This is a genomic window from Nocardia sp. NBC_00565 (assembly GCF_036345915.1).
GTDB lineage: Bacteria > Actinomycetota > Actinomycetes > Mycobacteriales > Mycobacteriaceae > Nocardia.
In genome coordinates this window covers 8,879,830-8,905,078 of sequence record NZ_CP107785.1, presented here as the reverse complement: position 1 = coordinate 8,905,078, position 25,249 = coordinate 8,879,830, and the positions used below count along the sequence as shown (strand labels likewise).

Annotated in this window: 21 protein-coding genes and 1 pseudogene; 5 read left to right on the top strand and 17 right to left on the bottom strand. The window is 66.0% G+C overall.

The annotated features are described in order from the left end of the window. Window positions 1-268: 268 nt before the first annotated feature. Complete coding sequence (locus OG874_RS40685; protein WP_442943476.1) at window positions 269-1,696, bottom strand: NAD(P)H-hydrate dehydratase; 1,428 nt, start codon at window positions 1,694-1,696, stop codon at window positions 269-271. 144 nt (window positions 1,697-1,840) lie between these two features. Next, window positions 1,841-2,044 (bottom strand): annotated as a pseudogene (locus tag OG874_RS45000) (NAD(P)H-hydrate epimerase); the annotation flags it as partial. Between the two features lie 232 nt (window positions 2,045-2,276). Between OG874_RS45000 and OG874_RS40680 the strand changes: the two are divergent. Further along, a complete protein-coding gene (locus OG874_RS40680; RefSeq protein WP_330252342.1) occupies window positions 2,277-2,678 on the top strand; it encodes a cupredoxin domain-containing protein in 402 nt (133 codons plus the stop codon). Here OG874_RS40680 and OG874_RS40675 read toward each other — a convergent pair. Further along, window positions 2,665-3,147 (bottom strand): MarR family winged helix-turn-helix transcriptional regulator, encoded by a 483-nt coding sequence (locus OG874_RS40675; RefSeq protein WP_330252341.1) that lies wholly within the window; start codon window positions 3,145-3,147, stop codon window positions 2,665-2,667. The two genes, OG874_RS40680 and OG874_RS40675, sit on opposite strands and share 14 nt — an antisense overlap. Before the next feature lie 139 nt (window positions 3,148-3,286). Between OG874_RS40675 and OG874_RS40670 the strand changes: the two genes are divergently transcribed. Then, window positions 3,287-4,471, top strand: a complete 1,185-nt coding sequence (locus tag OG874_RS40670) for an MFS transporter (protein WP_330252340.1) — start codon at window positions 3,287-3,289, stop codon at window positions 4,469-4,471. A gap of 186 nt (window positions 4,472-4,657) precedes the next feature. Here OG874_RS40670 and glmS read toward each other — a convergent pair whose 3' ends face one another. Continuing rightward, window positions 4,658-6,538 (bottom strand): glutamine--fructose-6-phosphate transaminase (isomerizing), encoded by a 1,881-nt coding sequence (glmS, locus tag OG874_RS40665; protein WP_330252339.1) that lies wholly within the window; start codon window positions 6,536-6,538, stop codon window positions 4,658-4,660. Window positions 6,539-6,574: 36 nt separating this feature from the next. Here glmS and OG874_RS40660 point away from each other — a divergent pair, with 36 nt between their 5' ends. Then, window positions 6,575-7,432 carry a dienelactone hydrolase family protein gene (locus tag OG874_RS40660; RefSeq protein WP_330252338.1) on the top strand — a complete coding sequence of 286 codons (858 nt, stop codon included), beginning with the start codon at window positions 6,575-6,577 and terminating at the stop codon, window positions 7,430-7,432. Window positions 7,433-7,454: 22 nt separating this feature from the next. Here OG874_RS40660 and OG874_RS40655 read toward each other — a convergent pair whose 3' ends face one another. The 7 genes from OG874_RS40655 to OG874_RS40625 all read right to left on the bottom strand — a co-directional run bounded on the left by OG874_RS40655 (window position 7,455) and on the right by OG874_RS40625 (window position 12,568). Beyond that, window positions 7,455-8,024, bottom strand: a complete 570-nt coding sequence (locus OG874_RS40655; RefSeq protein WP_330252337.1) for a TetR/AcrR family transcriptional regulator — start codon at window positions 8,022-8,024, stop codon at window positions 7,455-7,457. Between the two features lie 30 nt (window positions 8,025-8,054). Beyond that, the gene (locus OG874_RS40650) at window positions 8,055-8,525 is read right to left on the bottom strand and encodes a DUF6640 family protein (protein WP_330252336.1); all 471 of its coding nucleotides are present in this window, start codon (window positions 8,523-8,525) and stop codon (window positions 8,055-8,057) included. A gap of 461 nt (window positions 8,526-8,986) precedes the next feature. Further along, window positions 8,987-9,370, bottom strand: coding sequence for a hypothetical protein (locus OG874_RS40645; RefSeq protein WP_330252335.1), 384 nt, complete (start codon window positions 9,368-9,370; stop codon window positions 8,987-8,989). A 52-nt stretch (window positions 9,371-9,422) separates the two neighbouring features. Beyond that, window positions 9,423-11,063: a hypothetical protein gene (locus OG874_RS40640; protein ID WP_330252334.1), complete on the bottom strand. Its 1,641-nt coding sequence runs from the start codon at window positions 11,061-11,063 to the stop codon at window positions 9,423-9,425. 57 nt (window positions 11,064-11,120) lie between these two features. Next, window positions 11,121-11,435 (bottom strand): hypothetical protein, encoded by a 315-nt coding sequence (locus OG874_RS40635; RefSeq protein ID WP_330252333.1) that lies wholly within the window; start codon window positions 11,433-11,435, stop codon window positions 11,121-11,123. Between the two features lie 511 nt (window positions 11,436-11,946). Continuing rightward, on the bottom strand, window positions 11,947-12,255 hold the full coding sequence (locus tag OG874_RS40630) for a DUF6802 family protein (protein WP_330252332.1): 309 nt from the start codon (window positions 12,253-12,255) through the stop codon (window positions 11,947-11,949). A 115-nt stretch (window positions 12,256-12,370) separates the two neighbouring features. Further along, the gene (locus tag OG874_RS40625; RefSeq protein ID WP_330252331.1) at window positions 12,371-12,568 is read right to left on the bottom strand and encodes a PspC domain-containing protein; all 198 of its coding nucleotides are present in this window, start codon (window positions 12,566-12,568) and stop codon (window positions 12,371-12,373) included. 147 nt (window positions 12,569-12,715) lie between these two features. Here OG874_RS40625 and OG874_RS40620 point away from each other — a divergent pair, with 147 nt between their 5' ends. Both OG874_RS40620 and OG874_RS40615 read left to right on the top strand, forming a co-directional pair. After that, window positions 12,716-14,368: an ABC-F family ATP-binding cassette domain-containing protein gene (locus tag OG874_RS40620; protein WP_330252330.1), complete on the top strand. Its 1,653-nt coding sequence runs from the start codon at window positions 12,716-12,718 to the stop codon at window positions 14,366-14,368. A 370-nt stretch (window positions 14,369-14,738) separates the two neighbouring features. Beyond that, a complete protein-coding gene (locus OG874_RS40615) occupies window positions 14,739-17,189 on the top strand; it encodes a hypothetical protein (RefSeq protein ID WP_330252329.1) in 2,451 nt (816 codons plus the stop codon). A gap of 257 nt (window positions 17,190-17,446) precedes the next feature. On the opposite strand, the gene OG874_RS40610 is transcribed toward OG874_RS40615, so the two are convergent. The 6 genes from OG874_RS40610 to OG874_RS40585 form a co-directional block, all read right to left on the bottom strand. Next, window positions 17,447-18,010: a hypothetical protein gene (locus OG874_RS40610; RefSeq protein ID WP_330252328.1), complete on the bottom strand. Its 564-nt coding sequence runs from the start codon at window positions 18,008-18,010 to the stop codon at window positions 17,447-17,449. 128 nt (window positions 18,011-18,138) lie between these two features. Beyond that, window positions 18,139-19,515, bottom strand: a complete 1,377-nt coding sequence (glmM, locus tag OG874_RS40605; RefSeq protein ID WP_330252327.1) for a phosphoglucosamine mutase — start codon at window positions 19,513-19,515, stop codon at window positions 18,139-18,141. A gap of 142 nt (window positions 19,516-19,657) precedes the next feature. Then, window positions 19,658-20,173 (bottom strand): 30S ribosomal protein S9, encoded by a 516-nt coding sequence (rpsI, locus tag OG874_RS40600; protein WP_330252326.1) that lies wholly within the window; start codon window positions 20,171-20,173, stop codon window positions 19,658-19,660. Further along, window positions 20,170-20,613, bottom strand: a complete 444-nt coding sequence (rplM, locus tag OG874_RS40595) for a 50S ribosomal protein L13 (protein WP_330252325.1) — start codon at window positions 20,611-20,613, stop codon at window positions 20,170-20,172. Before rplM ends, rpsI begins: the two co-directional genes overlap by 4 nt. Window positions 20,614-20,758: 145 nt before the next feature. After that, complete coding sequence (locus OG874_RS40590) at window positions 20,759-22,576, bottom strand: hypothetical protein (RefSeq protein ID WP_330252324.1); 1,818 nt, start codon at window positions 22,574-22,576, stop codon at window positions 20,759-20,761. A 58-nt stretch (window positions 22,577-22,634) separates the two neighbouring features. Beyond that, a complete protein-coding gene (locus OG874_RS40585; protein WP_330252323.1) occupies window positions 22,635-25,190 on the bottom strand; it encodes an FHA domain-containing protein in 2,556 nt (851 codons plus the stop codon). Between the last annotated feature and the right edge of the window lie 59 nt (window positions 25,191-25,249).

The window sequence follows — 25,249 nt, the reverse complement described above, 5'->3', positions numbered from 1 at the left end:
GCGGGGAGGGTGACGGGAGGCGGACAGAGGTTTCTCGCGGTGCGGCGCCTGTGGGTTGCGATTACCGCTCGCGCAGCAAGGTCACTCACGTGAGCGCGCCCAGCAGCTCGTCGTAGCGGCGGGCCGCTCTCCCCGTCACCGCACCTGTATGTGTCGCTCGCCACAGGCGCCCATCAGTGCGCGGCAAGAGCTCGCGGGATACGAATGGCAAAGCAAACACGCTCACCGCAGACATCGGTCTAACGAGGCGTTGCGGCGCGATCACCAGTCAGGGCGCGGCGAGTGCTCGCAGGATGCGGATAGCGGGGCGGACGTGCTCGAGGAGGGGGAGCGCCGAGGTTGGGGCGGCGGATAGGTGGTCTTCGTGGGCGGCGAGGTTGGCGGCCAGCGAGTGGGTGCGGGCGGCGGCGGCAGCAGACCATGCGGGGTCGCGGCCCGCGGCGAGGAGGGCGCCGATGATGCCGGAGAGCACATCGCCCGCGCCCGCGGTAGCGGCCCAGGAGCCGCCCGCCTCGTTGACCAGGACCGGGTGGCCCGAGGAGGCGACGAGAGTGGCACGGCCCTTGAGCAGGACGGTGAGCTGCCAGGATTCGGCGAGGTCGCGGACGGCGGCGACGCGGTCCTGGCCGACCTCATGTCCGGTCAGGCGGGCGAATTCGCCTGCGTGCGGGGTCAATACGGTTGGGGCGGTGCGGCCGCGGACCAGGTCCGGATCGGCGGCGAGCAGGGTCAGGCCGTCGGCGTCGATGACAACGGGTAGGTCGGTGGACAGGATTTCGGCGAGCCGTTTATGGGCGTCGGCGTCGGTGCCCGCGCCGGGTCCGAATACCCAGGATTGGACTCGGCCGGTGGACGAGATAGTCGGGGCGGCAATGACTTCGGGGAAGTGGGCGAGCACGTCGGCCGCGCCGGTTCCGGCGTAGCGGACCATGCCGGAGGTGGCCGCGACGGCGGCTCCGACGCACAGCACCGCGGCACCAGGATAGGTAGCGCTGCCTGCGCATATACCGGTGACGCCCTGGGTGTATTTGTCGTCGGCAGCCCCCGGGACCGGCCACTGCGCACCGATCGATGCGGGTTCCAAAGATACGAGATCGGGTTCCGGCAGTCGTAAACCGATGGGCACCAGCTCGATTCGCCCGCATTGCGGTGCGGCCAACACGTGCACGGGTTTGTAAGCCCCGAATGTAACTGTCACGTCGGCACGCACAGCAGGCCCAGTGACCGCGCCGGTATCCGGATCCACTCCACTGGGCAGATCAGCTGCGATGATCGGAACATCGAGGGCGGCAACAAGTTCCGCCGCCTTCGGACGCAGCGGACCCCGGCCGGAAATACCGACAATGCCATCGATCACCAGATCCGGTGCGCCCGAACCTGTTTCGCCCAGGACCGAAGCCCAGAGACCGGACCCGACCGAGCTCAATCCAGCGGGACCCGAAGCAGCCGAACTCGACCCGGACGACCCCTCCCGGACAAAACTCGACACGACCGAACTAGATGCGGCCGAGCCCGATGCGGCAGGACTCGACGCAACCGAACCGGATCCGGCCGCACCCAACCCGGCAGGACCCGAAGCAGCCGAACTCGACCCGGACGACCCCTCCCGGACAAAACTCGACACGACCGAACTAGATGCGGCCGAGCCCGATGCGGCAGGACTCGACGCAACCGAACCGGATCCGGCCGCACCCAACCCAGCAGGACCCGAAGCAGCCGAACTCGACCCGGACGCACCCTCCACCGCAGGACTCGGCACGACCGAACTGGATCCCGCAGCGCTCGATTCGTCCAGTGCGCTTCGGATCCGGCCACCGGCTTTCCTTAGCGCGGCGAGTCCTTTCGCGTGGGCGCGTTCGGGATTCAGCAGAATTGCCGTTACCGCAACGCCGCGGCGGCGCAGCATCGAACCCGCCCAGAGCACGTCGCCACCGTTGTCGCCGGAGCCGACGAGCAGCAGCACCGACCGGCCCGCGATACCTCCGGTCCGCGCCCGCAGCTCGGCCGCGACCACGGTGGCCAACCCGTAGGCCGCCCGGTGCATGGGCATGCCCTCCGGCACGCGGGTGAACAGTTCGGCCTCGGCCGCGCGCACTTCATCTGCGGTGAAATAGCCCCGCTGGGTCGACATGAGCGCTCGCCTCCACTGTGTCGATCGGGCTCTGTTCGGTTTCCGGCGACCCGCGATCGGTCGCGAGCGGTGCGGTCGCCGTCGCGCGCAAGCCCGCACCGTCAGCAGACTACGCTTGGCCGTCATGCCGATGGTGCGCCGCGCGATGTCCCCTCAGATCGCCGCCGGGTTCGTCCTCGCAGCGACGCTGTTGCTGTCGGGTTGTGGCTCCGGCGAGCCGAACAAGGCCGCCTCGACCACGGCGAAAACAACCAGTCAGGCGGCGAGCAGCACGCCCGGCGAAAAGAAGACCGCCGCTGTCACCGTCGGTGTCCAGGACATGAAGTTCTCCCCCGCCGAGGTCACCGTCAAGGTCGGTGACACCGTCACCTGGAAGTTCAAGGACAGCGTCCCGCACACCGTGCAGGGCATCGGCGACAAGGCGATGGGCATCAACAGCCCGATCTTCGACAAGGGCGAATGGAGCTACACCTTCTTCGCCCCCGGCACCTACCGCTACCTCTGCTCGCTGCACCCGCAGATGCGCGGCACCGTCACCGTCGAGTAGTCGCCCAGCCGCGGGCGGAGTTGCGGTTCATTGCTTCGACTGCGGCGACGAGCGGGGCCAAGGCTGGATCGGCGGCGGCTTGGCCGAGTGCGGTTGAGAGTGCGGCGTCGTGGGTGGGGCGGGCTTCGGCCAGGAGTTGCAGGCCTGCGGGGGTTACGTCGGTGTAGATACCGCGACGGTCGTCGGGGCAGAGGTAGCGCTGGAGTAGGCCGCGATCTTCCAACCGTGTGACCAGGCGGGTCGTCGCGCTCTGACTCAGCACGACGGCTTCGGCGACCTGGTTCATGCGCAGGTGGCCACCGGGTCCGTCGTGCTGGCGGCTGAGCACGACCAGCAATGAGTACTCGCGCACGCTCAGCTCGTGACCGGATTGCAGGGCGCGTTCGATATGCGCCTCGATCCGATCGTGCAGCAGTGACAGTGCGTACCAACCATCGGCCAGGCCGGTCAGGGCGGCATCCGCGGTCATGGCGTTCCTTCTGCGTCGGGGCTTGTCACTTCAGGATAGATGACCTTCGCAATAGCCCGCGCTTGCAATTAGCAGGCGCATGCAACTATTGTTGACGCCTGTAAAGCTCCGATGCAATATCAAGTGGAGGCTCGCGCACATGCCGCTCGCACTACTCGCCCTGACACTCGGGGCCTTCGGAATCGGCACCACCGAATTCGTCGTCGTTGGACTACTCCCCGACATCGCCGACACCTACACGGTGTCGATCCCCACTGCGGGTCTGCTGGTCACCGGGTACGCGCTCGGCGTGCTGGTCGGCGCACCGATCATGACCGGGCTCGGGACCAGGGTGTCGCGCAAACGCATGCTGCTCGTCAGCCTGCTGCTACTGATCGCGGGCAACGTACTGTCCGCGCTCGCACCGACTTTCGGCATCATGGTGACCGGACGCATCGTCGCCTCGCTCGCGCACGGCGCCTTCTTCGGCATCGGCTCGGTGGTCGCCGGAAGCCTGGTACGCCCGGACCGCAAGGCCGGTGCGATCGCGATGATGTTCACTGGACTCACTGTCGCGACCATCGTCGGCGTGCCCCTGGGCACCATGCTCGGCCAGCAGTTCGGCTGGCGGCTCACGTTCCTGCTCGTCGCACTGGTCGGACTGGCCGGCCTCATCGGCGTAGCCGCGCTGGTGCCCGAGCAGCCCGCGCCGCACGATGCCCGGCTGCGTCACGAACTCGCCGTACTCGCCAACCCGCAGGTGCTGCTCGCGATGGCCATGACGGTGCTCGGCTTCGGCGGCGTCTTCGCGGCGATCACCTATCTCGCGCCGATGATGACCGAGGTCACCGGATATGCGGCGAGTTCGGTCACCTGGCTGCTGGTGCTTTTCGGCATCGGCTTCTTCCTCGGCAATCTGATCGGCGGTAAGTTCGCCGACCGGCATCTGATGCCGATGCTCTACACCGCCCTCGGCGGTCTCGCGCTGGTGCTCGGACTGTTCACGATCACCGCGCACAACAAGGTCGCGGCCGCGATCACCGTGGTGCTCATCGGCGCCCTCGGCTTCGCGACGGTCCCGCCGCTGCAGAAACGAGTGCTCGACCAGGCCGAATCCGCACCCACCCTGGCCTCGGCGCTGAATATCGGCGCGTTCAACCTTGGCAACGCGGTATCGGCGTGGCTCGGCGGCGTGGTGATCGCCGCGGGGTACGGGTACACCGCGCCGAACTGGGTCGGCGTCGGCTTGGTCGTCACCGCACTCGGACTCGCGGTGCTGTCCGGCAGGCTGGAGCGCGGGACTGTCGAACAGCCGAGCGAATCGCTGGTTGCCGCACACTTCTGAGTCCCGACCGGCGGCGATCCAGGATCGCCGCCGGATTCGGCCGAGCGAATGCACAGTGGCTCAGGTCAGATCATCCTCAGCACCTGGTGCGACGATGCGGCACGGGTTCTGCGCGCTACAGGGTCAGCGCTTCGGATGAACCCCGATGCGGCGAGCCGCCACGAGCTGCACCAAACGGGCGAACCACTATTCGACCGTCACGGACTTCGCCAGGTTGCGGGGCTTGTCTATGTCGTAGCCGCGGGCCTGGGCCACCTCGGCGGCGAAGATCTGCAGCGGGACGGTCGACAGCAGTGGCTGGAACAGTGTTGGCGCTGAAGGAATTTCGATGAGGTCGTCGGCGAACGGGCGCACAGTATCGTCGCCTTCCTCGGCAATCACGATGGTGCGGGCGCCGCGGGCCTGGACCTCGCGGATATTGCTGAGCAGCTTGGAGTGCAGCACCGCGCGGCCCTTGGGCGAAGGCATGACCACGATCACCGGCAGGCCGTCCTCGATCAGTGCGATCGGGCCGTGCTTGAGTTCGCCCGCCGCGAACCCCTCGGCATGCATGTACGCCAGTTCCTTGAGCTTGAGCGCGCCCTCCAACGCCACCGGGTAGCCGACGTGACGGCCGAGGAACAGCACCGTCGGCACATGCGCCAATTCCCTGGCGATCGCGCGGACCTGCGGCGCGGTCTCGAGCACCCGCTGCACCAACTGCGGCATCGCCTCGAGTTCGGCGAACTCGCGCGCCACCTCGTCGGGGTACTTGGTACCTCTGGCCTGCGCCAAGGCCAACCCGACCAGGTAGTTCGCCGCCACCTGGGCCAGGAACGCCTTGGTGGACGCGACACCGATCTCCGGCCCGGTCCTGGTGTAGAGCACCGCGTCGGACTCGCGCGGAATCTGTGCGCCATTGGTATTGCAGATGGCGAGCACGCGCGCCTTCTGTTCCTTCGCATGCCGCACGGCTTCGAGCGTGTCGGCGGTCTCCCCCGACTGCGAAATCGCCACCACCAGCGTCGAACGGTCCAAAACCGGGTCGCGGTAACGGAATTCGCTGGCCAGCTCCACCTCGACGGGCAGGCGGGTCCAATGCTCGATCGCGTACTTGGCCAGCAGCCCGGCGTGATACGAACTGCCGCAGGCGACGACGAAGACCTTGTCGAAATCGCGCAGTTCCTGATCGGCGAGGCGCTGTTCGTCCAGCACGATCCGGCCGCCGGCCTCGTCGTGGGTGAAGTGCCCGATCAGCGTGTCGGCGACGCCGGCGGGCTGTTCCTCGATCTCCTTCAGCATGAAGAAGTCGTGGCCGCCCTTCTCGGCGGCGGCCAGATCCCAGTCGATGGTGAACGGACGGGTGCGCGCCAGGGCATCGTCACCCGCGAAGTCGGTGACCTGGTAACTGTCGGCGGTGATCACGACAGCCTGGTCCTGGCCGAGTTCGACGGCCTCGCGGGTGTGCTCGATGAACGCGGTGACATCGGAGGCGATGAACATCTCGCCCTTGCCGACACCGATGACCAGCGGGGTCGAGCGCCGCGCGGCGACAATGACGTCCGGATGGTCGGCATGGGTGAAGACCAGCGTGAACGCACCTTCCAGCCGACGCAGCACGGCCAGCGCGCTCGCCGCAAAATTACCTGCGGTCGGGCCATCGGCGTAGGCGCGCGCCACCAGGTGCACGGCGACCTCGGTGTCGGTATCGCTGCTCAGCTCGACCCCGGCCTCCTCGAGTTCCCGGCGCAGCGGGGCGAAGTTCTCGATGATGCCGTTGTGCACCACGGCCACCTTGCTGGTGCTGTCGCGGTGCGGATGCGCGTTGCGGTCGGTCGGCGCGCCGTGAGTGGCCCAGCGGGTGTGCCCCATGCCGGTGGTACCGGCGAAGTGAGCGGTCCCGATTTCGGCGAGCTCGGCCTCGAGATTGGCCAGCTTGCCCGCCTTGCGTTCCACTGCCAACACGCCCACGCCATCCAGGATCGCGACGCCCGCAGAGTCGTATCCTCGATATTCCATGCGGCGCAACGCGTCAACTACAACGCCGAGGGCGTCCCGGTATCCGACGTACCCCACGATTCCGCACATGGCTCACCAGAGTACTTATCGGATAACGTTCACGTCGTGTCGGCGTCTGCGAAATCACTCCTGAGCACCCTGACCAGCCGGGGGCCCCACCGCGTACTGCGCGGCAATCTCGCCATCGCGGGTCAGCCCGGCGTGGTGTTCACTCCCGAGTCCGGACTGAGTCTGCCCGCCGTCGTATTCGGCCACGGCTGGCTGACCGGCGCCGCCAACTATCGCGCCATCCTCGAACACCTAGCGTCGTGGGGTTTTGTGGCGGCGGCCCCCGATACCGAGCGCGGGCCGATCCCGTCACACCTCGGACTGGCCACCGACCTGCTCACCACCCTGGATATCTGCACCAGCGTCCGACTGGGTGACGGCAAGATCAGTGTGCATCCCGATCGCCTGGCCCTGGCCGGACACGCCATGGGTGCCGGTGCGGCGGTCATCGCCGCCGGACAACGCAAGGTCGCCGCGGTCGCCGCCCTCTATCCGGCGCCGACCGCGCCCTCCGCCGAAACCATCGCGCCGGACATCGACACGCCCGCGCTGGTGTTGGCGGGTGCGACCGATATCGAATCGGTCAGCTCCAATGCGATCCCGCTCGCCGCCGCTTGGGCCGGGCCGGTGGTGTTGCGTGAGGTCGACGGGGCCTCGCATAACGGCATCGTCGAAGGGCGGCGCGCGCTGGCCGCATTGGGTGCGGGGAAGCACGAGGCGAAGACCGCGCGGACGACGCGGGCGGTGCTCACCGGGTTTCTGCTGCACAAACTGTTGCGGGACAAGACATATGCGGCGTTCTCCGATCCGGAAGCACTGATCCCGCACACCACGGTGGTCGATCCGGACGCGCCGCGGGAGCAGGAGAAGCCGAAGCTTTCGGCGGGTCAGATCGCGCAGTTGCTGCGTCGGTAGGACGGATGGCGTAACCGCGCGGTCAGGCGGCAGGTGGTCGTAGTCCGTCCAGTGCCAGTTCGATGAACCGTCGCCAATCGCCGAATCCGTCACGGCTGATCGTGGCGACCGCGCCGACGAGCATGTAGAGGTCCTCCACGGTGGCGTCCGCGCGAATGCTGCCGTCGGCACGGCCTCGGGCCAGCAGTTCCGCGCCGAGGTCGGCCAAATCGTGGCGGACCGCGCCGCGGGGTTCGGTGTCACCGAGTACCGACTCGATGGTGCCCGACAGCACACGCCCCTGCTCGTGCACTTCGGCGACGTGACTGAGGAAACCGGTCATTGCCTGCCGAGTGTCCGGGTTCGGGAGGCAGGTGCGGCGCACATGCTCCAGAATCCCGGCGAACCGCTGTTCGGCGGCCGCCTCGATCAACGCGCGGCGGGTCGGGAAGTGACGGTAGACGGTGCCGACCCCAACCCCGGCGGCGCGCGCCACATCGGCCATCTGCACCTCGTCACCATGTTCGGCGAACAGCGCCGTCGCGGTCGCGAGAACCTGGTCGCGATTGCGGGCGGCGTCGGTGCGGAGCTTGCGGGTGCTCGGGTCGGTCATCGATCTCCCTGTCTGCGTGCCGGTCGCAGGTTACCCGGCGACCGGGCTCGCGATCGGGGCGCGCGTGCGCTCCACCACGATCGCGACCGCTAGGCCGACGAGCATCACCAACGCGATGAACAACTGCGGATCCAGGCCGATGACCTTGGTGGCGTCGGCCGCGTGCTCGGGGTCCTGCGCGGCGGTCCCGGGAAAGAGCAGCGCCCCGAACATCCCCAGCCAGGTGACCGAGCCGAGCGATGCGGCCAAGAAGAACTGAGCGCGCAGGTTCCCCGTTCGCTGCCACAGGACGACCAACCCGATCGCGCCGATCAGCGCGCCCATGCCGATGTATTGGGCGTCATGGAATTTCGCGTGTGGCGGCCAGGCGGGGTTGTGCAGGTGGAGGTCGGCGACGTCGGGGATGACGAGGTCGGCGAGCAGGGGGCCGACCAGGGTGTTGAGCAAGACGACGCCGACGAGGATTCGCGGGAGTGTCCAGTGGTTGCGGGTGGTGGTCATTGCGGTCCTATCGTTCAATCAGGTGAACCGGATTCCGATTCCGATTCCGATTAACGGTAGGTCGGCGGTTCACGAACTGTCAACGGAGCGTGCGCGTTCCATACTCACCGGTCCGATTCACAGCGCGGGCCGCGCCGACTTCGACCAGGGACGACCAGCGTGAGCTGACTTCTGGGGTGAGCTGACTTGTGGGCCACTTGCACGCTGGTCGACCGCTCGGTACGGTCGACCCCGCCGATCAGGGGGCGGGGAGCCGGTCCTGCCCTGATCGATGTCATCGACACACCGGCGACCGGGAGGACCACATGGCTTCCGTGTCCGCGGTTGGTGTTGTTGTTTTGGTCTCCGGGTGCGGGTCGTCGACCGACGGGGAAAGCAGAGCCTGCTACGTCAAGCGCGAGTGCGGGGCCGTCGCTGGCTGCTGATGTGCCGAGTGGCTATGACCCGTGCGTTGACCTTCCTCAGACCAGCCAACTCTTGCGGCGGTAGTACTCCGACTCGGGATCGTCATCCTCGTCAACCGGGGTGACGACGTCATTGGCCTTACGCGTGGCGATTGAACGGGCGATCGCTTCGCGCTGCTCGCGTGCTTCAGTGTCCAGACGCTCCCGCTGCGCACGCGCTTCGGCCTCGAGGCGCTCCCGCTCTTCCGCCTCGGCCCGCACCTTCGCGATTTCCTCGGCGTGGTCCTCCCAGAACTGGCGCATTTCAATTGCAGACTGCTCGGCGAGTTCGCGGTCCTTGTCCACAGTCTGCCTGTTGATCTCCTCGAATTCGTCCAGGAGCATCGCCGAACGGCGTCGGATCTCCTCGACGATGTGGTCCATGTCGTCCGAGTAGTTCACGATTTCACCCCTCCTCGACAGTCACCAATCACGTTGGTGCAGAAAACCGTTTTCACAGTGGGCCCGCCTCTGCGAGTTTGGCACCACTATCAGCAGGCTCCTCCTGTTGTGAGTTGCCTTCCGGCATCGGCTGTGGAGTGTGTTCCCCATCCTCTTCACGCTTGCCCGGCGATGGAACGCTAGGAACAGAACCCGGGCTGCCCGCGGTCGGGTTCTGCTCGGTCCCTGATGTGCTCTCCTCGGACTTTTCGGGGGTCTCCGTCGTGGACTTGTCACCGGGTGTGGCGTGATTGCCGTCGTCGAGCTTCGGCTCGTCGGTCGAGATGGTCGGATTGCCCTTGTCGTCCAGCTTTACGCCGTACTTGTGCGTCTTACCGTCCCCGTCTACCACCACGAACTTCGGCTGTCCGTCCGCGCCGATCTCGATCTTCAGATGTTTCCCGCCGAGATCGAACTCGGCGACCGAATTGTCCTTTTTGTTACCGTCTTGGTCCTTGTCACCGTCTTTGTCCCCGCCCGTCGTTGTTTCGAGCGACTTAGTCAATTGCTCAACCGCGCTGTCGACACCCGATTTGATCGATGTGCCGAGCGAGGTGAGGCCCTGACTCACAGTTTGAGCCAGAGAGCTCAATTGCGAAGCCGACTGGGTGAGAGAGGCCAGCCCCTGGAGAGCACTGCTGGTCGTCGTGGTGGTCGTGGGCGTGGTGTTAGTGGTTGTGGTCGTCGGCGTCGTCGTAGTTGTCGGCGCGGAAGTCGTTGTGTTTGTCGGCGACGTAGTCGTGGGCGAGGTAGGTGAAGTATTGGTGGGCGAGGTATTCGTGGGCGACGTGGTCTTGTCGGGAGTCGCAACGCCCGCGGGGCGGTCGTACCGTGTGTCCGAGACTTTATCCAAGTCTTGGATTATCTTGTCGTATACCTCTTTGACGCCCCGATCGGCTGAATCACAAGCGTCGGTAAAGGCCTTTATCTTGGCCGCATAATCCGGCTTGAACACATTATCGAGCCAGTGTCGGCAACGATCCTGAATTCGATGGTTGTAATCAGATCCCGGCATGACGTATCCTGCCTGCCTAATTTCCCAAGCATCAACTCCGCCAGTCAGGTCCGGAAAGATTCGCCACAACTTACTTAGCAAGCTATTCTCAGTGACGTTGCTCCAAGCAATACTCTTTCCGGAGATTATGTCGTCGACATCCTCAGGCGTCTTTTCCGCAATCTTGATGCCTTCACCGTTCTCCAGGATATAGCGAACCGCCTCGGACTTGATTTTCGCAGCCGCACGCAGTCCAGCAAAGGAGCCCGCAATGGACTTCCATGCATCCCCTGCCGCCCTCCAATTGGTGTCCGCCTGATTGATCTGCTTGTTCAGCATGTCGTGCGCCGCACTGCCCGCTTGCCCCGTCCACAGCGACGGAAGAGTCGTTGCGTACCCCCGCTGAACGTCCAATTGAGCTCCGACTTCTTGCAGGACCGTCTGCAGTTTCGAGGACGTGTTCAGCAGCTTGTCTTCATTTAGCCCGTTCTGCTCATAGTACCGTTTGTGCAACTGAGCATATGCAGGGAATCCGGCCGACAGGTCCCCGCCGAACGCTCGCCGATATCGCGGCTCGAAGTATTCGAAGTACAGCAAACCTCGAGAACCAATATCAAGATATTCCTTTACCGATGTATTCGCAGGAACACTAAACACCATAACCCCCACCCCCTCGGGCCGCTATTTTGATTCTCGGACGACAGCTAAGAATTCTTCTCATTTGCCAAGCTTTGCTATGTCATGCGAGTTTTCGTCGTCAGTGTTCGAATACTTCACCACCGACGCCCCCACCACATCCGACGTAGCCAACGTCGCCTCCGACCAGTTACCCAACCAGGTGTAGATCTTCTCCAACCCGTCTTGGATCTTCTTACCCCGATCGCGATAGTTCTCACCGGCATCTGCGGGCCCGAATAAGTTGTCCCCCACATCCTTGGCACGGTTTCGTACAACTTGCCCGGATGACCCCAGATCGTTCGCGAACCGCCCAAGGTCCCCAGTCTTGACACCGAGCATGCTCGAATCGCTCACGATCCAGCCCCTCCTTCTGCGAGTAACCGATCATCCGACCCACACCCGTGAAGCCGCCATACTTCCTTCGACGCACCTGGTCCGCGTTCGGTTCCATCGGATCCAGTCCAACGCCATCCCGGAAAATCTACTGGTTGGATCCCTAGGCGACAACTGCCCACATACGTCTAACCACCCCGTCACCCGGGACGGGAACAGACCCTGCCGCACATACTCTGATCAGCGAAAACCTAGCCCGCGCGAACGCAAACTCGCAGTCGGCGAACCCTGCGGCCACAATCGAACATACGATGCGGCCGGGTGGACCCACGGCGGGTCAGGTTGTGGGGGCCGTTGTCGGACAGTGTAATTGGGGTTCAGGCGGGGCGACGGGGTTTGTCGAGGCGCGGGCCGCCGGCCGGTCGGCCCGACGGCTCGATGAACCCGACTGCTCGATGAACTGGGGCGGAGTCGCTGGAGCGAGCAATGGCCTGCCCCGACACGGAGTCCGAAGCAGCGGGCCGCTCAGCGACTACTTACCGATCTTCCCCTGATCGGTACGGACCCATTCCGACGTCCCATCCGGATGCCGATGGAACTCCCATGCGGAGTAATCGCCGTCCTTTTCGACCACGGTCACCTGGTCGGCGATGCCGTCGTGGTCCCAGTCGGTCCACACCTGCATGGCCTCGGGGCCGGTGGTGGTGACGGTGTCGAGGGTGCCGTCGCCGTCGATGTCCTGGGTCGGATGGTGCAGCTCGACTTCGCCGAGACCGTCCAGGGCGGAGGATGTGTCGATGCCGGGGAGATCCATGCCCGGGAATTCACCTGAGGTGATCATGACTCCTCCTGGTCGGGACTCGCGTGCGTGACACTGCGGTCGATCGGTGGGTACCGGTCCATAGTGTCATCCGCGAGTCCCGGGCGCAGCTCCCCGTCCTATTTGTTGGGGACAATCACTTTTTCGGAATGATCAGCCAGAGCACCAGGTAGATGATGAACTGCGGGCCGGGGAGCAGGCAGGACAGGACGAACAGCAAACGGACGACGTTGGCGTTCCAGCCGAAGTACTCGGCGATGCCACCGCAGACTCCGGCGATCCACGTGTCATTGCTGGAGCGGGTCAGGCGACGGGTAGGTGCGGGGGCGGTCATTGGTGTTCCCTCTCTGATGATGAGCTGTACAACATCGACTCTGCCGGGGAAAACCGCGCCGCACATCGGTCGCACGACCTATCCCGACCCTGATTTCCGCAGGCCCCGGGCTCAGGGTGAAACCCTGAACACGGCAGACTCGGGCGGGTGAGCACCACTCTGCATGCGCGCGGACTCTCCGCCGGTCACGGCGAACGCACCCTGTTCGACGACCTCGATTTCACCCTCGCACCGGGTGATGTGATCGGCTTGGTCGGTATGAACGGCGCGGGCAAGTCCACCCTGCTGCGCATGCTCGCGGATCGGCGGACGCCAACGGGCAGTATCACGCTGAGCCCGCCGGACGCGACCGTCGGCTATCTCGCACAGGAACCCGAGCGCGTCGCGGGCGAGACGGTGCTCGAATTCCTGGGCCGCCGAACGGGTGTCACTGTGGCACAGCAGGAAATGGACTCGGCCGCAGAACGTTTGGCCGACGGCGGCGAGGATGAGTACTCGCCCGCCCTGGAGCGTTGGCTTGCGCTCGGCGGCGCCGATCTCGACCAGCGTGCGGGGGAAGTGGCCGCCGATCTCGGCCTGGCGGATAGCCTTCCGAACGGTTTGGACACCCCGATGACCGGGCTCTCCGGCGGCCAGGCGGCCCGAGCCGGACTGGCGTCGGTACTGTTGTCCCGCTTCGATATTCTGCTGCTCGACGAGCCGACCAACGACCTGGATCTGGACGGTCTCGCTCGGCTCGAACAGTTCGTGACCGACGTGCGGGTGCCATTGATGGTGATCAGTCACGACCGAGAATTCCTGGCGCGCACAGTGAATCGCATCGTCGAGCTCGATCTCGCGCAACAGCAGGTCGGAATCTTCGACGGCGGCTACGACTCGTATCTGATGGAGCGCGAGATCGCCCGCCAGCATGCCCGCGAGACCTACGACGAGTACGCCGACACCAAGGCCGGGCTCGAGGCCCGCGCCCAGATGCAGCGCAACTGGCTCGAGCACGGCGTCCGCAATGCCCGCCGAAAAGCGCGCGATCCCAAGAAGGTCGACTCCGACAAGGCGGGCCGCAAGATGCGCGCCGAATCCACCGAGAAGCAGGCTGCCAAGGCCCGCCAGACGCAGCGCCGCATCGAGCGTCTGGATGCGGTCGAAGAGCCTCGCAAGGAATGGGAGCTGCGCATGACCATCGCCGCTGCCCCGCGCAGCGGTTCGGTGGTCGCCACCTTGTCGAATGCGACCCTCACCCGAGGGGACTTCACACTCGGACCGGTCACCACCCAGGTCGACTGGGCCGACCGCATCGTGCTGACCGGCGCCAACGGTTCGGGCAAATCCACGCTGCTCGCACTGCTACTCGGCAAGATCGGGCCGGACACCGGAACCGCCACCGTCGGCTCCGGTGTCGAAATCGGCGAGGTGGACCAGGCGCGCGGACTGTTCCGCGGAAGTTCGCCCCTCGCAGACACTTTCAGCGCCGAAATGCCGACCTGGCCCGACGCCGAAGTCCGCACCCTGCTGGCCAAGTTCGGCCTCCGCGGCCCACATGTCCTGCGCCCCTGCGAAACTCTCTCCCCCGGCGAACGCACCCGCGCCGCGCTCGCCCTGCTCCAAGCCCGCGGGGTCAACCTGCTGGTGCTCGACGAACCGACCAACCACCTCGACCTCCCCGCCATCGAACAACTCGAGCAGGCCATCGAAACCTTCGAGGGCACAATGCTTCTCGTCACCCACGATCGCCGCATGCTGGACTCGGTCACCGCCACCCGCCGCTGGCACATGGACAACGGTCGACTCACCGAAAGTTAGTTGATACGAGGTGAATACCGATGGGCGCACCGGGGGCTGGATGACGAAATATGCCCGTCGCGGCGCGGCCGATTGTGTACTGCACGGTCGACGGTCGTCAACGTCATCGCGCTAGCGGATCAGCGGCGGATGATGGCGAACGCGAGGTGAACATCGGCAGTCGCGATCACGACGAATTGTCAACGCGTTCTTGGGATTTCGCGGCCCGTTGTTTACGAACCGGATGGCGGTCGTTCACGCCGCATCGTTAACGTCAGGTGTCATAGCCGGGGACTGTCGAGCAGCCCCGAGGATCTACCCGATCGGATGCTCATCCTCCATGTCGTGCCGGTACACGAGTGGCACGCGGCGAACGAATCAGGTTGTGGCAGTGTACAACTGGACAGCGGAATACGGGGATCCGGTCCAATGGCGGATGCTCATGGCGATGCGGCGCTGGCGTGACCGGCTTCTCGCGACACGACCTCGGCGCTGGGCTATCCGGATACTGTTCGGTTTCTTCGCGCTGTTCGTCGTCCCCGCGCTACTGGGTGCGGTGGCCACCGCTGATACCGGCGCCAGGACTGCCGGATCATCGGTGGGCAGCGCACTCGGCTGGACACATGTCGCGGATTCATCGGGGGTGCCGCTCTCGAATTACATGTTCGCCACCGACCACGGCAGTGTGCTACATCCCGGAAACAGCGCGCTCTCCCTTGTCCTCGGCCTGGAGTTCGCGGGCTGGAAAATCCTTGTGACAACGGCGATCTGGTTGATCGGGTACGCATTGAGCTTCGAGTGGCTGAACATCTTCTCGAAGGTGCTGACCGGTGTGGCGGAAAACCTGACCGGGCAGATCGCGACACCGATGATGTTGCTGACCGCTGCGGCGATCGGCGCGTTCTTTGTCGCGTGGTTCGTTACCCGCGGCTTCTACGCCAAGGCGACCATGCAGGTGGTGACGATGGTGGGGGTCGCGGTGATCGGTCCGGTATTCCTGGCCGAGCCGTTGGCGGATGTGTTGTCCTCGCACGGATTGCTGGCGGAGGGGCGGGATCTGGGCATCACGGTGGCGGCGGGGTTGAACGGAAATAACAACGTCGACCCGTCCCGGACGGTGGCGACCATGCAGGGCACCCTGACGGACAATTTCGCCCGGCGCCCGCTGCAGGTGTGGAACTTCGGGCATATCGTCGACGATCAGGCCGCGTGCAAGTCGGCGTGGTCGGTGGGTACTTCGGCAGGCAGCGAGGACCGCGTAAAGAGCGGTATCGGCAGTTGCGGGGACCGTGTGGCCAAAGAGTCCATCGACAATCCGAACTTCGAGCAGATCGCGACCGGCCTGTTGCTGCTGCTGGCCGGCATGGTGCTACTCGCTTTCGGGGCCGTGCTCGCGATCAAGGTCATCCGGGCGGCGCTCGACACCATCTACCACGGCTTGATGTCGATCTTCGGTTTCGCGGCGGGTGGCTTCGTGTACGGGCCGACGCAGACGTTCCTGGTGCGCAATATGGTCGATGGCGTCATCGCGGCCGCGCGAATGACGGCCTTCACCATATTTCTGGGCGTGTATGTCCTGATCCTGGGAGACCTGTTCCGGCTGGCCGGGGATCAGGTCATGGTGGTGTTCATCGTCGGAGCGATCGTGATGATCATCGCAATCCTCCAGCTCAGAAAGCTCAGCGCCAGCCTCGACAAGGGCAACGAATGGGTCGCCAACAGGTTCGCCCTGGCCATTCAAGGCAGCGGCGCCGGGCGCGGATCGGGCAGCAGTAGCGGGACAGCACTGGGTATGGGTGCCGTCGGTGCGAAGCATGCCATGCCGGCCGCAAGTATGCTGGCGGCGCTCGGCGCGGTCAGCACCGTCAGCAATTCACCGGCGACCGAATGGCTGTGGGGCAGAACACGATCCCCGTTGCGGCCCTTCGCCAGAACGGAACGAGCGGCACAGCTGGGCCAATGGGGCTTCTGGAGCGCGGCGGGAATGGGTGGTCCCAGAGGCTCCTACGCCCAGGCGTATGTGCACCGTCCGGTATTCGCGAGGGCCGCCCGGGAGGCCGCGATTGCCGCGCCAGGGGGCGGCATCAACACCGTCCGCGGCGCGGCCGCGGCGCTGCAGGGTTTGGACGATATCGGCGGAAAGATCACCGATGCACCGGCCGCGCTGCTCGCCGCCGGATTCACCGACGAGGACATCGTGTTCAATGCCATTCGCTCGTGGTCGATCGTCGATGGCAACACCAAGGACTGGACGCTGTCCAACCAACATCTCGGCCACGTGGTCGCCGGGGTCCAACGCGTCCAGGACTCGTCGATTCGCCTCATCAACGGCAACAGTAGTCCCGGAGAAGTCGCGGCGGATCTCGCTACTTTGCAGGCCGCCGCATTCCGGTATCGGCGCTCCGTCCCCGCCGGCGTCACCCTCGACGGCGGCGTAGCCAACGGGCGGGAGGCACGATGGGTCGATGCCTACCTGAACGACCCTACGGCTGAGGCGATCTTGGATCTCCAACGAGTGGCCGTCGGCGATACTCCCACAGGCCCGTTGCGCGGTACTCAATTCGAAGACGACCAGCTCGCCGCCCAACGCATGATGGGGGCGATCGGAAGCATGCAAGCGGACCGTATCTTGAACAGCGTCAACCCAGTATTGCGTGATCCGACAAACCAACAGTTGCTCCGCGTGGCCCGTGGCCACATCTCCGACACGACCATCACCGACCAGGCATTGAGCGGAGCCAGGCGGACAACGACGAACACGGTGACGCCCCCGGCGCAGAACAGTCAGGAGCGGCCCGGCTGGGCGACCGCGCACCAAAGAGTCGGTGCTCAGCTGAACTAGCTAGCGGACGTTGGTGGAAGCCGGGCCGACGGAGAGCTGCTCCGGACTGCCCGGCGCGCTTTCGTGCGCACGACCGACACCGATCAATGGGCGGCCGGTGCCTCGCGAACAAGCATGTGCGTACTCATGGTTTCCGACCACCGGAGCTCGGTCGCGCCTATCTGGAACGAGTCGAGTCGGAGCTGGAGCAGCAGTTCACCGGAAGTTCGACAGGGTCGATGCAATGCAATCTGGTCCAGGGTTGTGCGGGGCTCGGTTCAGCTGTCGGCCAGTTCGATCAGTTCGGCGGCTTGTTGGAAGCCTCGGCGGCGGCGGTGGCGGTTGACCTCGGCGATGAGGGCGGTGCGGGAGATGCCGTGGCATAGGGCGGTGTTGAGGGTGGCCAATGCGTCTGGGCGGGGGGATGTGCGGGCTACGTCTACTGCGGTGCGGACGGCGTTTGTGGTTACTGTGCCTTGGATCAGTTCCAGGTCGGTTGGGTCGACTCGGTCGCGGTGGACTACGAGGCGGCCGGTGCGGGATTCTTGGGGGCCGAAGACGTGGGTGGTGTGGGTGGTCGGGAGTGCGAAGCCGTGTAGTTCGGCGGCGGTACCGTAGCCTGCGGCCAGGGAGGGGATGCCGATCGACAGGCGCGCGGCCTCGACGCGGAGTTGGGCTGTGGGTGGAGTGGTCGCCTCACGGAAAACACCGCGGAAGACTCGGACCCATTCGCCCTGGTCGATGAGGGTGCGCATTTCTACGCGGGTGTATTCGCAGAGGACTTGCCATGAGGTGAATACGCCGAATTGCTTATCCCTTGCTTGTTCGAGTCCGGATCGCATGTATCCACCATCGGCGATACCGCGGTGCACCTTTCGGCGACGACCAGCGCAAACAGAAAGTCTGTGGATAACCGGTTTCCTGTGGACAACTCGCCGTGGCGCGGTGGATGGCCGACGGCTCGTCGCGGCTATACCGCGGCGACGCGCTTGGCGAGATCGTCGGCCAACTGCTGCGCCTGAACCGGATCCGTCGCTTCGACCATGACCCGGACCAACTGTTCGGTTCCACTGGGCCGCAACAGGATTCGGCCGGAATCACCCAGCGCTCGTTCGGCTTCCAGCACGGCGTCACGGATCTCGGGGGCGGCGGCGACGAGCGCCTTGTCGGCGACCGGTACGTTCACCAGAACCTGCGGCACCGTCTGCAGCACGCTCGCCAAATCGGCCAGCGAGCGCTTGGTTTCCGCCATGCGGGCCATCAGTTTCAAACCGGTGAGGATGCCGTCACCGGTGGTGCCGTAGTCGGGGAACACCACATGCCCGGACTGCTCGCCACCGAGGTTGTAACCGCCGCGGCGCAACTCCTCGAGCACGTACCGGTCACCAACGGCGGTGGTGCGCAAGATGATTCCGGCTTCGCGCATCGCGATGTGCAGGCCGAGGTTGCTCATGACCGTTGCGACCAGAGTGTTCTGGGCGAGTGAGCCGATCTCGTGCATGGCCAATGCGAGGATTGCCAGGATCGCGTCGCCGTCGACGACAGCACCGTCGGCGTCGACCGCCAAGGTGCGGTCGGCATCGCCGTCGTGCGCGATTCCGAGGTCGGCACCGTGCTCGCGCACCGCGCGCTGAATCTGATCGAGATGCGTTGAGCCGCAACCATCATTGATGTTCAGGCCGTCGGGCTCGGCATTGATCGCGATCACCGTGGCTCCGGCCTCACGGTAGGCGGCGGGCCCCACTTCGGCGGCCGCACCGTGCGCGCAGTCGACGACGACGGTCAACCCGGACAGGTCCCGTCCGGAGGCCTCCACCAGATGCTCGACGTACCGTTCGTGCGTTCCGGCCACGCTGTACTGATCGGGGATGACCAGCCCGTGATCCCGTGCGCCGGAAGCGTTCAGCACCCGGCCGATCGCGGCACCGACCGGCCGCAGCGGCGCGGCTTCGGCGATCAGCGCTTCGATGCGGTCCTCGATCGCGTCGTCGAGCTTGTGCCCGCCGGCGGCGAAGATCTTGATTCCGTTGTCCGGCATGGGATTGTGCGAGGCGGAGATCATCACGCCGAGACACGCGTCGTAGAGGCCGGTGAGGTAGGCGACGGCGGGGGTCGGAAGTACGCCTACCGAAAGCACATTCACGCCCGCGGCGGTGAGGCCCGCGGTGACCGCGGCCTCGAGCATCTCGCCGCTGGCGCGCGGATCGCGACCGACCACGGCGAGCGCGCGCTTTTTGCCGCGGCTCAGGATCTGCGCGGCAGCACCGGAAACCTGCAGCGCCAGTTCTGGACTCAGTGATGCATTGGCAAGCCCACGGACTCCGTCGGTGCCGAACAAACGTCCCACTACCCTCGCCCCTCATCGTAGATACAGCACGAGAGCAGGCGCCCAGCCGTACTGGGAGCCTGCTCTCGCACAGGTGCCCCGCCGACCGTACCGTCTCCGACACCCCCTGGGTGCCGGATGACGGTGGCCGACGTAGCCAAAATCAGCGCTTCGAGTACTGCGGCGCCTTGCGGGCCTTCTTGAGGCCGTACTTCTTACGCTCGACGGCACGCGGGTCACGCGTGAGGAAGCCGGCCCGCTTGAGGGCGGGACGGTCATCCGGGGTGACCTCGATCAGCGCCCGGGCGATCGCCAGTCGCAGTGCACCGGCCTGGCCCGAGGGGCCACCGCCGACGAGGCGAGCGTAGATGTCGAAGGACTCCGCACGCTCAACGGTCACCAGCGGCGACTTGACCAACTGCTGGTGCACCTTGTTCGGGAAGTAATCCTCGATGGTGCGACCGTTCAGCACGAAGTTGCCGGAACCCGGCACCAGGCGCACGCGAACGACGGCCTCCTTGCGGCGACCGACAGTCTGCACCGGGCGGTCGATCACGACGGGGACGAAGGCGGCGGGCTCGGCCTCGTAGCCGTACTCCTCCTCGACGACCTCCGCGGTGGCGTCCTCGACGACCGCGTCGTCGGAGAAGTCCTCGTTGAATTCCTCGGGAGCGGTCACTGGGCCACCTGCTTGATCTCGAACGGAATGGGCTGCTGAGCGGCGTGCGGATGCGTCGGGCCCGCGTAGACCTTCAGCTTGCCCGCGATGGCGTTGCCGAGCTTGTTCTTCGGGATCATGCCCTTGACGGCCTTCTCCACGAGACGATCGGGGCGCGACTCCAACACCTGACCGACAGTGCGCGACTTGAGGCCGCCCGGGTGGCCACTGTGGTGGTGGATCAGCTTGTCCGCCTTCTTGTTGCCGGAGATGGCAACCTTGTCGGCGTTGATGATGATGACGAAGTCGCCACCATCGAAGTTCGGCGCGTAGGTCGGCTTGGTCTTGCCGCGCAGCAGATTCGCTGCCTGGACGGCGAGACGGCCGAGCACTACGTCAGTGGCGTCGATGACGTACCACTGACGGGTCACGTCACCCGCCTTGGGGCTGTACGTAGGCACAGTGCTTCCCTGTCTGTAGTCGGTGTTGCCGGCCAGGCGTGCGGTCGAGCTGATCCCCGGCGGCCGGTGGAGACCCGGGGCTCGACGTACGTTCCACACGCCAACGGGCAACGATACCAGTCGGGCCCGAGCGATATGAAACCGGTCAGATCTCGATCGGCGGACCGTGATCGATGGCACCGGGCGGACCGGGCACCACGTAGCGGGGGACGTCGATGCTCGGCTGCGCGCACTCCGCGCCGGAGGCGTCGTATCCGAAATCCTCCGTGATGCCTGCCAGGACCGAGTCGTATCCGCGTGCGGCGGCGATGCCCGCGCGCTGCTCGTTGGTGACGTACGGGGTCAGCGGGCACGAAACCGGGGTCACGCCGATCGAGGCGGCCAGTTCGACCCGGTCGCCACCGGCGGGCATGGCCATCGCCGCCATCGCCGCGGCACCGGCCACCGCCTGGGCCCCGAACAACTTGCCCCAGCGCTTGCCCTTGCGCGGCTTGTCCTCGTCCTCATCGGATTCGCGTGGACCCTCGCGCCACTGTCCCTCGGAACCGCTCGGCGGTTGATAGGGACCACGCGGCCCGAGCGGCGGCACTGGCCCCTGCGGACCGGGCCCCTGCTGGTTCGGCGGTCCCTGCGGCGGGGGCTGACTCTGCGGCGCGGCCCCTGGTTGGCGACCGATAACCGTGGTCCGCTGGTCCTGCGGATACTGGCCCGGCGGCCGGGTGAACCTACTCCCCAACTCCGCGAGGTTCGGCGGCAGCGATTCCCGACCGACTCGGGTCGTCGGCTCCTCGCCCGTCGGCTCGGCCGACGGCTGCACAGTCGGATACCCGGGCCCGTACTGAACCACGGGCGAATGCGATTGCGCGGCTTCGGAACGCCCCTGCTCCTGCTCGGGACGAACCTGCTCGGGACGGCCGGGCACCTGCGGCACATCCGCCCCCTGCGACACCTCCGCCTGCCGCTGCGCCGACAACGCCTGCGCGGCCTCCACCTGTCGCTGTGCCGAAAGCGCCTGAGCCTGAGCCGATTCGACCTGATGCCGCGCCGACTCCACCGGCCGCTCCCGCGACACCGGCTGCGACGCAGGCTCGGCATGCCGCCCCGCCGACTCCGGCTCCCCGTTCTCGTTATCGGTCACCAGCAGATGTGAAGCGCCGAGCACCAGCGCGTGCATCGGATGATCGGCCACGTGCAACCGGTGCCCGAGATGGTTCTGGAAGGCCAGCCGCAGCGCGTCGTTGAAACACACATTGCCCGACAGCAGCACCGTCGAGGTGTCCGCGCCGATCGAGCGGGCCGCGGCCATCACCTCGATCACCACATTGTCGGCGGAGCGCGCATCGCGCATCGCCTCGGCGCTGACCGGCACGTCCACGGATTCGGTCGGCTGCTCATCGTCGCCGTGCACCGCGACCACCAGCATGGTCCGGCCATCGGAGTACACCCCGGTCGCGCCGATCCCGCGCGGGTTGCGCTCATCCGGCGACCGCACCAGCCCCAACGCACGCACATATCCCGACAGCGCGACGCTCTCCGGCAGCGGCTCGACCGTCACGTCCAGCCGTTCGACCAGCTCGACGTACACATCCACCTTCTCGTCGGGCCAGCCGTCCGGGAAGGGCAGCGCCACCAGATCCGGCTTCCCGCGCAGATATTCGCCGATGGCCGCGAGCGGGTTGTACATGCGGGCCCGGAACACCAGTTCCGCGGGCCACGTCGCACCGGCCACCACGATCTGTGGATGCCCGAGGATGTCGCGCACGTCGGCGATCGCCATCCCCAGATCCGGCCGTTGCCGCTCCACCCCGGCGGTATGCAACCGTCCCGACGAATCCGCCAGCAGATATGCCGGCGGCGTATACGTTCCTTCTACCTGCACCGGGCGGATCGGCGTCCCACCGCCGCCTGCGGCAACGGACACCACATCCCACCCGAGATGTACTGCCCCAACTCGCACCGTCACAGGCATAAGTGTGCCTGCTGCGCCAGCGACATGCTCACCGCATCTGATAAGCAGCCCGTCACGCGTTGGACTTCCGCAGCCGCAACCGACGCCAGGTGATAATCGCCAGCACCACGGTAATCGCGACGAGCAGGCCGATATCGAGGTACCAGATGTTCGGCTCGTGCTTCCACAACGCGTCGGGTTGCGCGTTGGCGAACAGTGTCCGAATATCTACCGTCGACGCACCGGCCGCATAGCCCCAGCGCGACGGGAACAGCCACGAGATCTGCTCGAGCACGACCCGATCGGTCACCGGAATCAGACCGCCCGCCATCACCAACTGGACCATGATCATCACCACGAGCATGGGCATCACCTGCTCGTTCGACTTCGCCAGGGCCGACAGCAGCAGGCCGAAGACCACGCAGCAGACCGCGGTCAACGCGATATCGAGATACAGCTCGGTGGGTCCGTTCGGGATCACCGAACCTTCCAGCGGCGGCTTCTTACCGACCAGCGTGATCCCCACCAGCACCGCCGCCTGCAGGAACGCGGTGAGGCTGAACACCGCGATCTTGGCGAGCAGATAGGCCGAGGGCAGCAGCCCGACCGCACGCTCGCGATAGAAGATGGTGCGCTCCCCGACCAGATCGCGCACAGTCAACGTGGATCCCATGAAGCAGGCACCCAGAATCAACACCACCAGCAACTGCTGGGTCTCGCCGCCGCCGGAGGGGACGAACAGCGTCTCGTTCCCACTCTGCACCTGCTCGAGCGCACCGGATTGGAAGCCGTTCTTGCCGGGCACCACCAGTGACAGCGCGCCGAGAATGAACGGCAGCACCACCAGGAACGCGAGGTAACCGCGGTCGGCGAAGATCAACCGGACCTGCCGCCGCGCCAACGTGGAGAACTGTTTGCCGCGACCAGATTGCGGCGGGCTGCCCGCCGACCCCTGCTGTCGCGGCGCGGGTGGTGGTGGCGGTGTCGCGAACGCCAGTCTGGACCGATACGCGGCGAACGCCTGATCCGGATTCGCGGCCACCCGGCCGAAGATCTCCGCCCAGTCGCTGGTGCCCATGGCCGCGCCGACGCTGGCCGGATGACCGCAGAAGGCCGTCTTGCCGCCGGGCGCGAGCAACAGCACCTGATCGCACATGTCCAAGCAGGCCACCGAGTGGGTGACCACGATGACCGTGCGCCCGGCATCGGCCAGCTCGCGCAGCATCACCATCACCTGACGATCCAGCGCCGGGTCCAGACCCGAGGTCGGCTCGTCCAGGATCAGCAGCGATGGGCCGGTCAGCAGTTCCAACGCCACCGACGCGCGCTTGCGCTGACCGCCGGAGAGCCGGTCGACCCTGGTGTCGGCGTGTTCGGTGAGCGAAAGTTCTTTCAGCACACCGTCGATCACCTGCTGCCGGTCGGCCTTCGAGTTGTCGGGTGGCAGCCGCAGCTCGGCGGCGTAGCCGAGAGCCTGGCGCACGGTCAGCTGCCGGTGCAGCACATCGTCCTGCGGCACCATGCCGATGCGGGAACGCAACGCCTCGTATTCGGCGTGCAGGTTGCGGCCCTCGAAGGTGACCACACCGCCGGAGGGCTGCGTGCTGCCCGCGATCAACTTCGACAGCGTCGACTTGCCCGCGCCGGACGGACCGATCATTGCGGTGAGCGTGCCCCGCCCGGCCTGCATGTTGACATCGACCAGCAACTGCTTGTTGCCCTCGACGGTGAACCCGACGCCGTGCACGTGCAGCCCCTGCTCCGCGACCGGCTTCTGCCGATGCACCAGAGCGCCCTGCTGGACGACGAAGTCGATATTGCCGATGGTGATGATGTCGCGCTCGCGCAGCACCGTACGTTGCTCGCGACGGCCGTTGACGAAGGTGCCGTTGGCCGAGCCGAGGTCCTCGATGGTCAGGCCTTCGCCCGCAGCGACCAGGCGCGCGTGCTTACGCGAGGCCAGCGGATCGTTGACGACGATCTGATTATCGGAGGTACGACCGATATTGAGCCCGCCGGGCGGCACCCGGTCGGCCCTGGCGATCGGCGCGGTGGACGTGCGCGATCGGACCGGCGGCAGCATCGAGGTGTCGGCCTTGAAGGTCATGTCGACGTTCGGCTGCTGCGGCTGGGAGGGCGGTTGCGGCGGGAGCTGCGGCCGCTGCTGCGGGGGTTGTTGCTGCTGCGGCTGGGAGGGCGGTTGCTGCGGCCACTGCTGCGGCTGCGGCTGGGTCCGTCGCGGATGCTGATAACCCGGCGGCACCGACGACTGCGGCTGCGCTGCGGGCGGCTGCTGCGCTGCCGGAGTGCGGGCCGGTGTCGCGGGCAGCAGATGCAGGAGCGGCCCGCTGATCGCATCCCCCAGACGAACCTGCGTCGGCCGATTGATCGGAACCGGTTGACTCAACCGGCGCGCATCCACGAAAACGCCGTTGGTGCTGCCATTGTCGGTGAGTACCCAGTTGTTGCCCTGCCAGGCGAGCGTCGCGTGCACCCGCGAGACCAGCGGGCTGTCCACGAACAGCGTCACTTCGGGTGCGCGGCCCATGGTGATCTGTTGATTCGAATCGAAGACCCGTTCGGTTCCATCATGGCGCACGGTGATGGTCTGCGCCCCCGGTGAAGACATGCAGCGGATACTATTCCATCACCCGGACATCGGCGGTGCCCCCGATGCGCCTTTTACCC

Coding starts and splice junctions, on each gene's coding strand:
- OG874_RS40655 (WP_330252337.1), bottom strand. CDS start 8,024: ATGACCGACCCGAGCACCCGCAAGCTCCGCACCGACGCCGCCCGCAAT.
- OG874_RS40670 (WP_330252340.1), top strand. CDS start 3,287: ATGCCGCTCGCACTACTCGCCCTGACACTCGGGGCCTTCGGAATCGGC.
- OG874_RS40585 (WP_330252323.1), bottom strand. CDS start 25,190: ATGTCTTCACCGGGGGCGCAGACCATCACCGTGCGCCATGATGGAACC.
- OG874_RS40675 (WP_330252341.1), bottom strand. CDS start 3,147: ATGACCGCGGATGCCGCCCTGACCGGCCTGGCCGATGGTTGGTACGCA.
- OG874_RS40625 (WP_330252331.1), bottom strand. CDS start 12,568: ATGACCGCCCCCGCACCTACCCGTCGCCTGACCCGCTCCAGCAATGAC.
- glmS (WP_330252339.1), bottom strand. CDS start 6,538: ATGTGCGGAATCGTGGGGTACGTCGGATACCGGGACGCCCTCGGCGTT.
- OG874_RS40650 (WP_330252336.1), bottom strand. CDS start 8,525: ATGACCACCACCCGCAACCACTGGACACTCCCGCGAATCCTCGTCGGC.
- OG874_RS40630 (WP_330252332.1), bottom strand. CDS start 12,255: ATGATCACCTCAGGTGAATTCCCGGGCATGGATCTCCCCGGCATCGAC.
- OG874_RS40640 (WP_330252334.1), bottom strand. CDS start 11,063: ATGGTGTTTAGTGTTCCTGCGAATACATCGGTAAAGGAATATCTTGAT.
- OG874_RS40610 (WP_330252328.1), bottom strand. CDS start 18,010: ATGCGATCCGGACTCGAACAAGCAAGGGATAAGCAATTCGGCGTATTC.
- OG874_RS40680 (WP_330252342.1), top strand. CDS start 2,277: ATGTCCCCTCAGATCGCCGCCGGGTTCGTCCTCGCAGCGACGCTGTTG.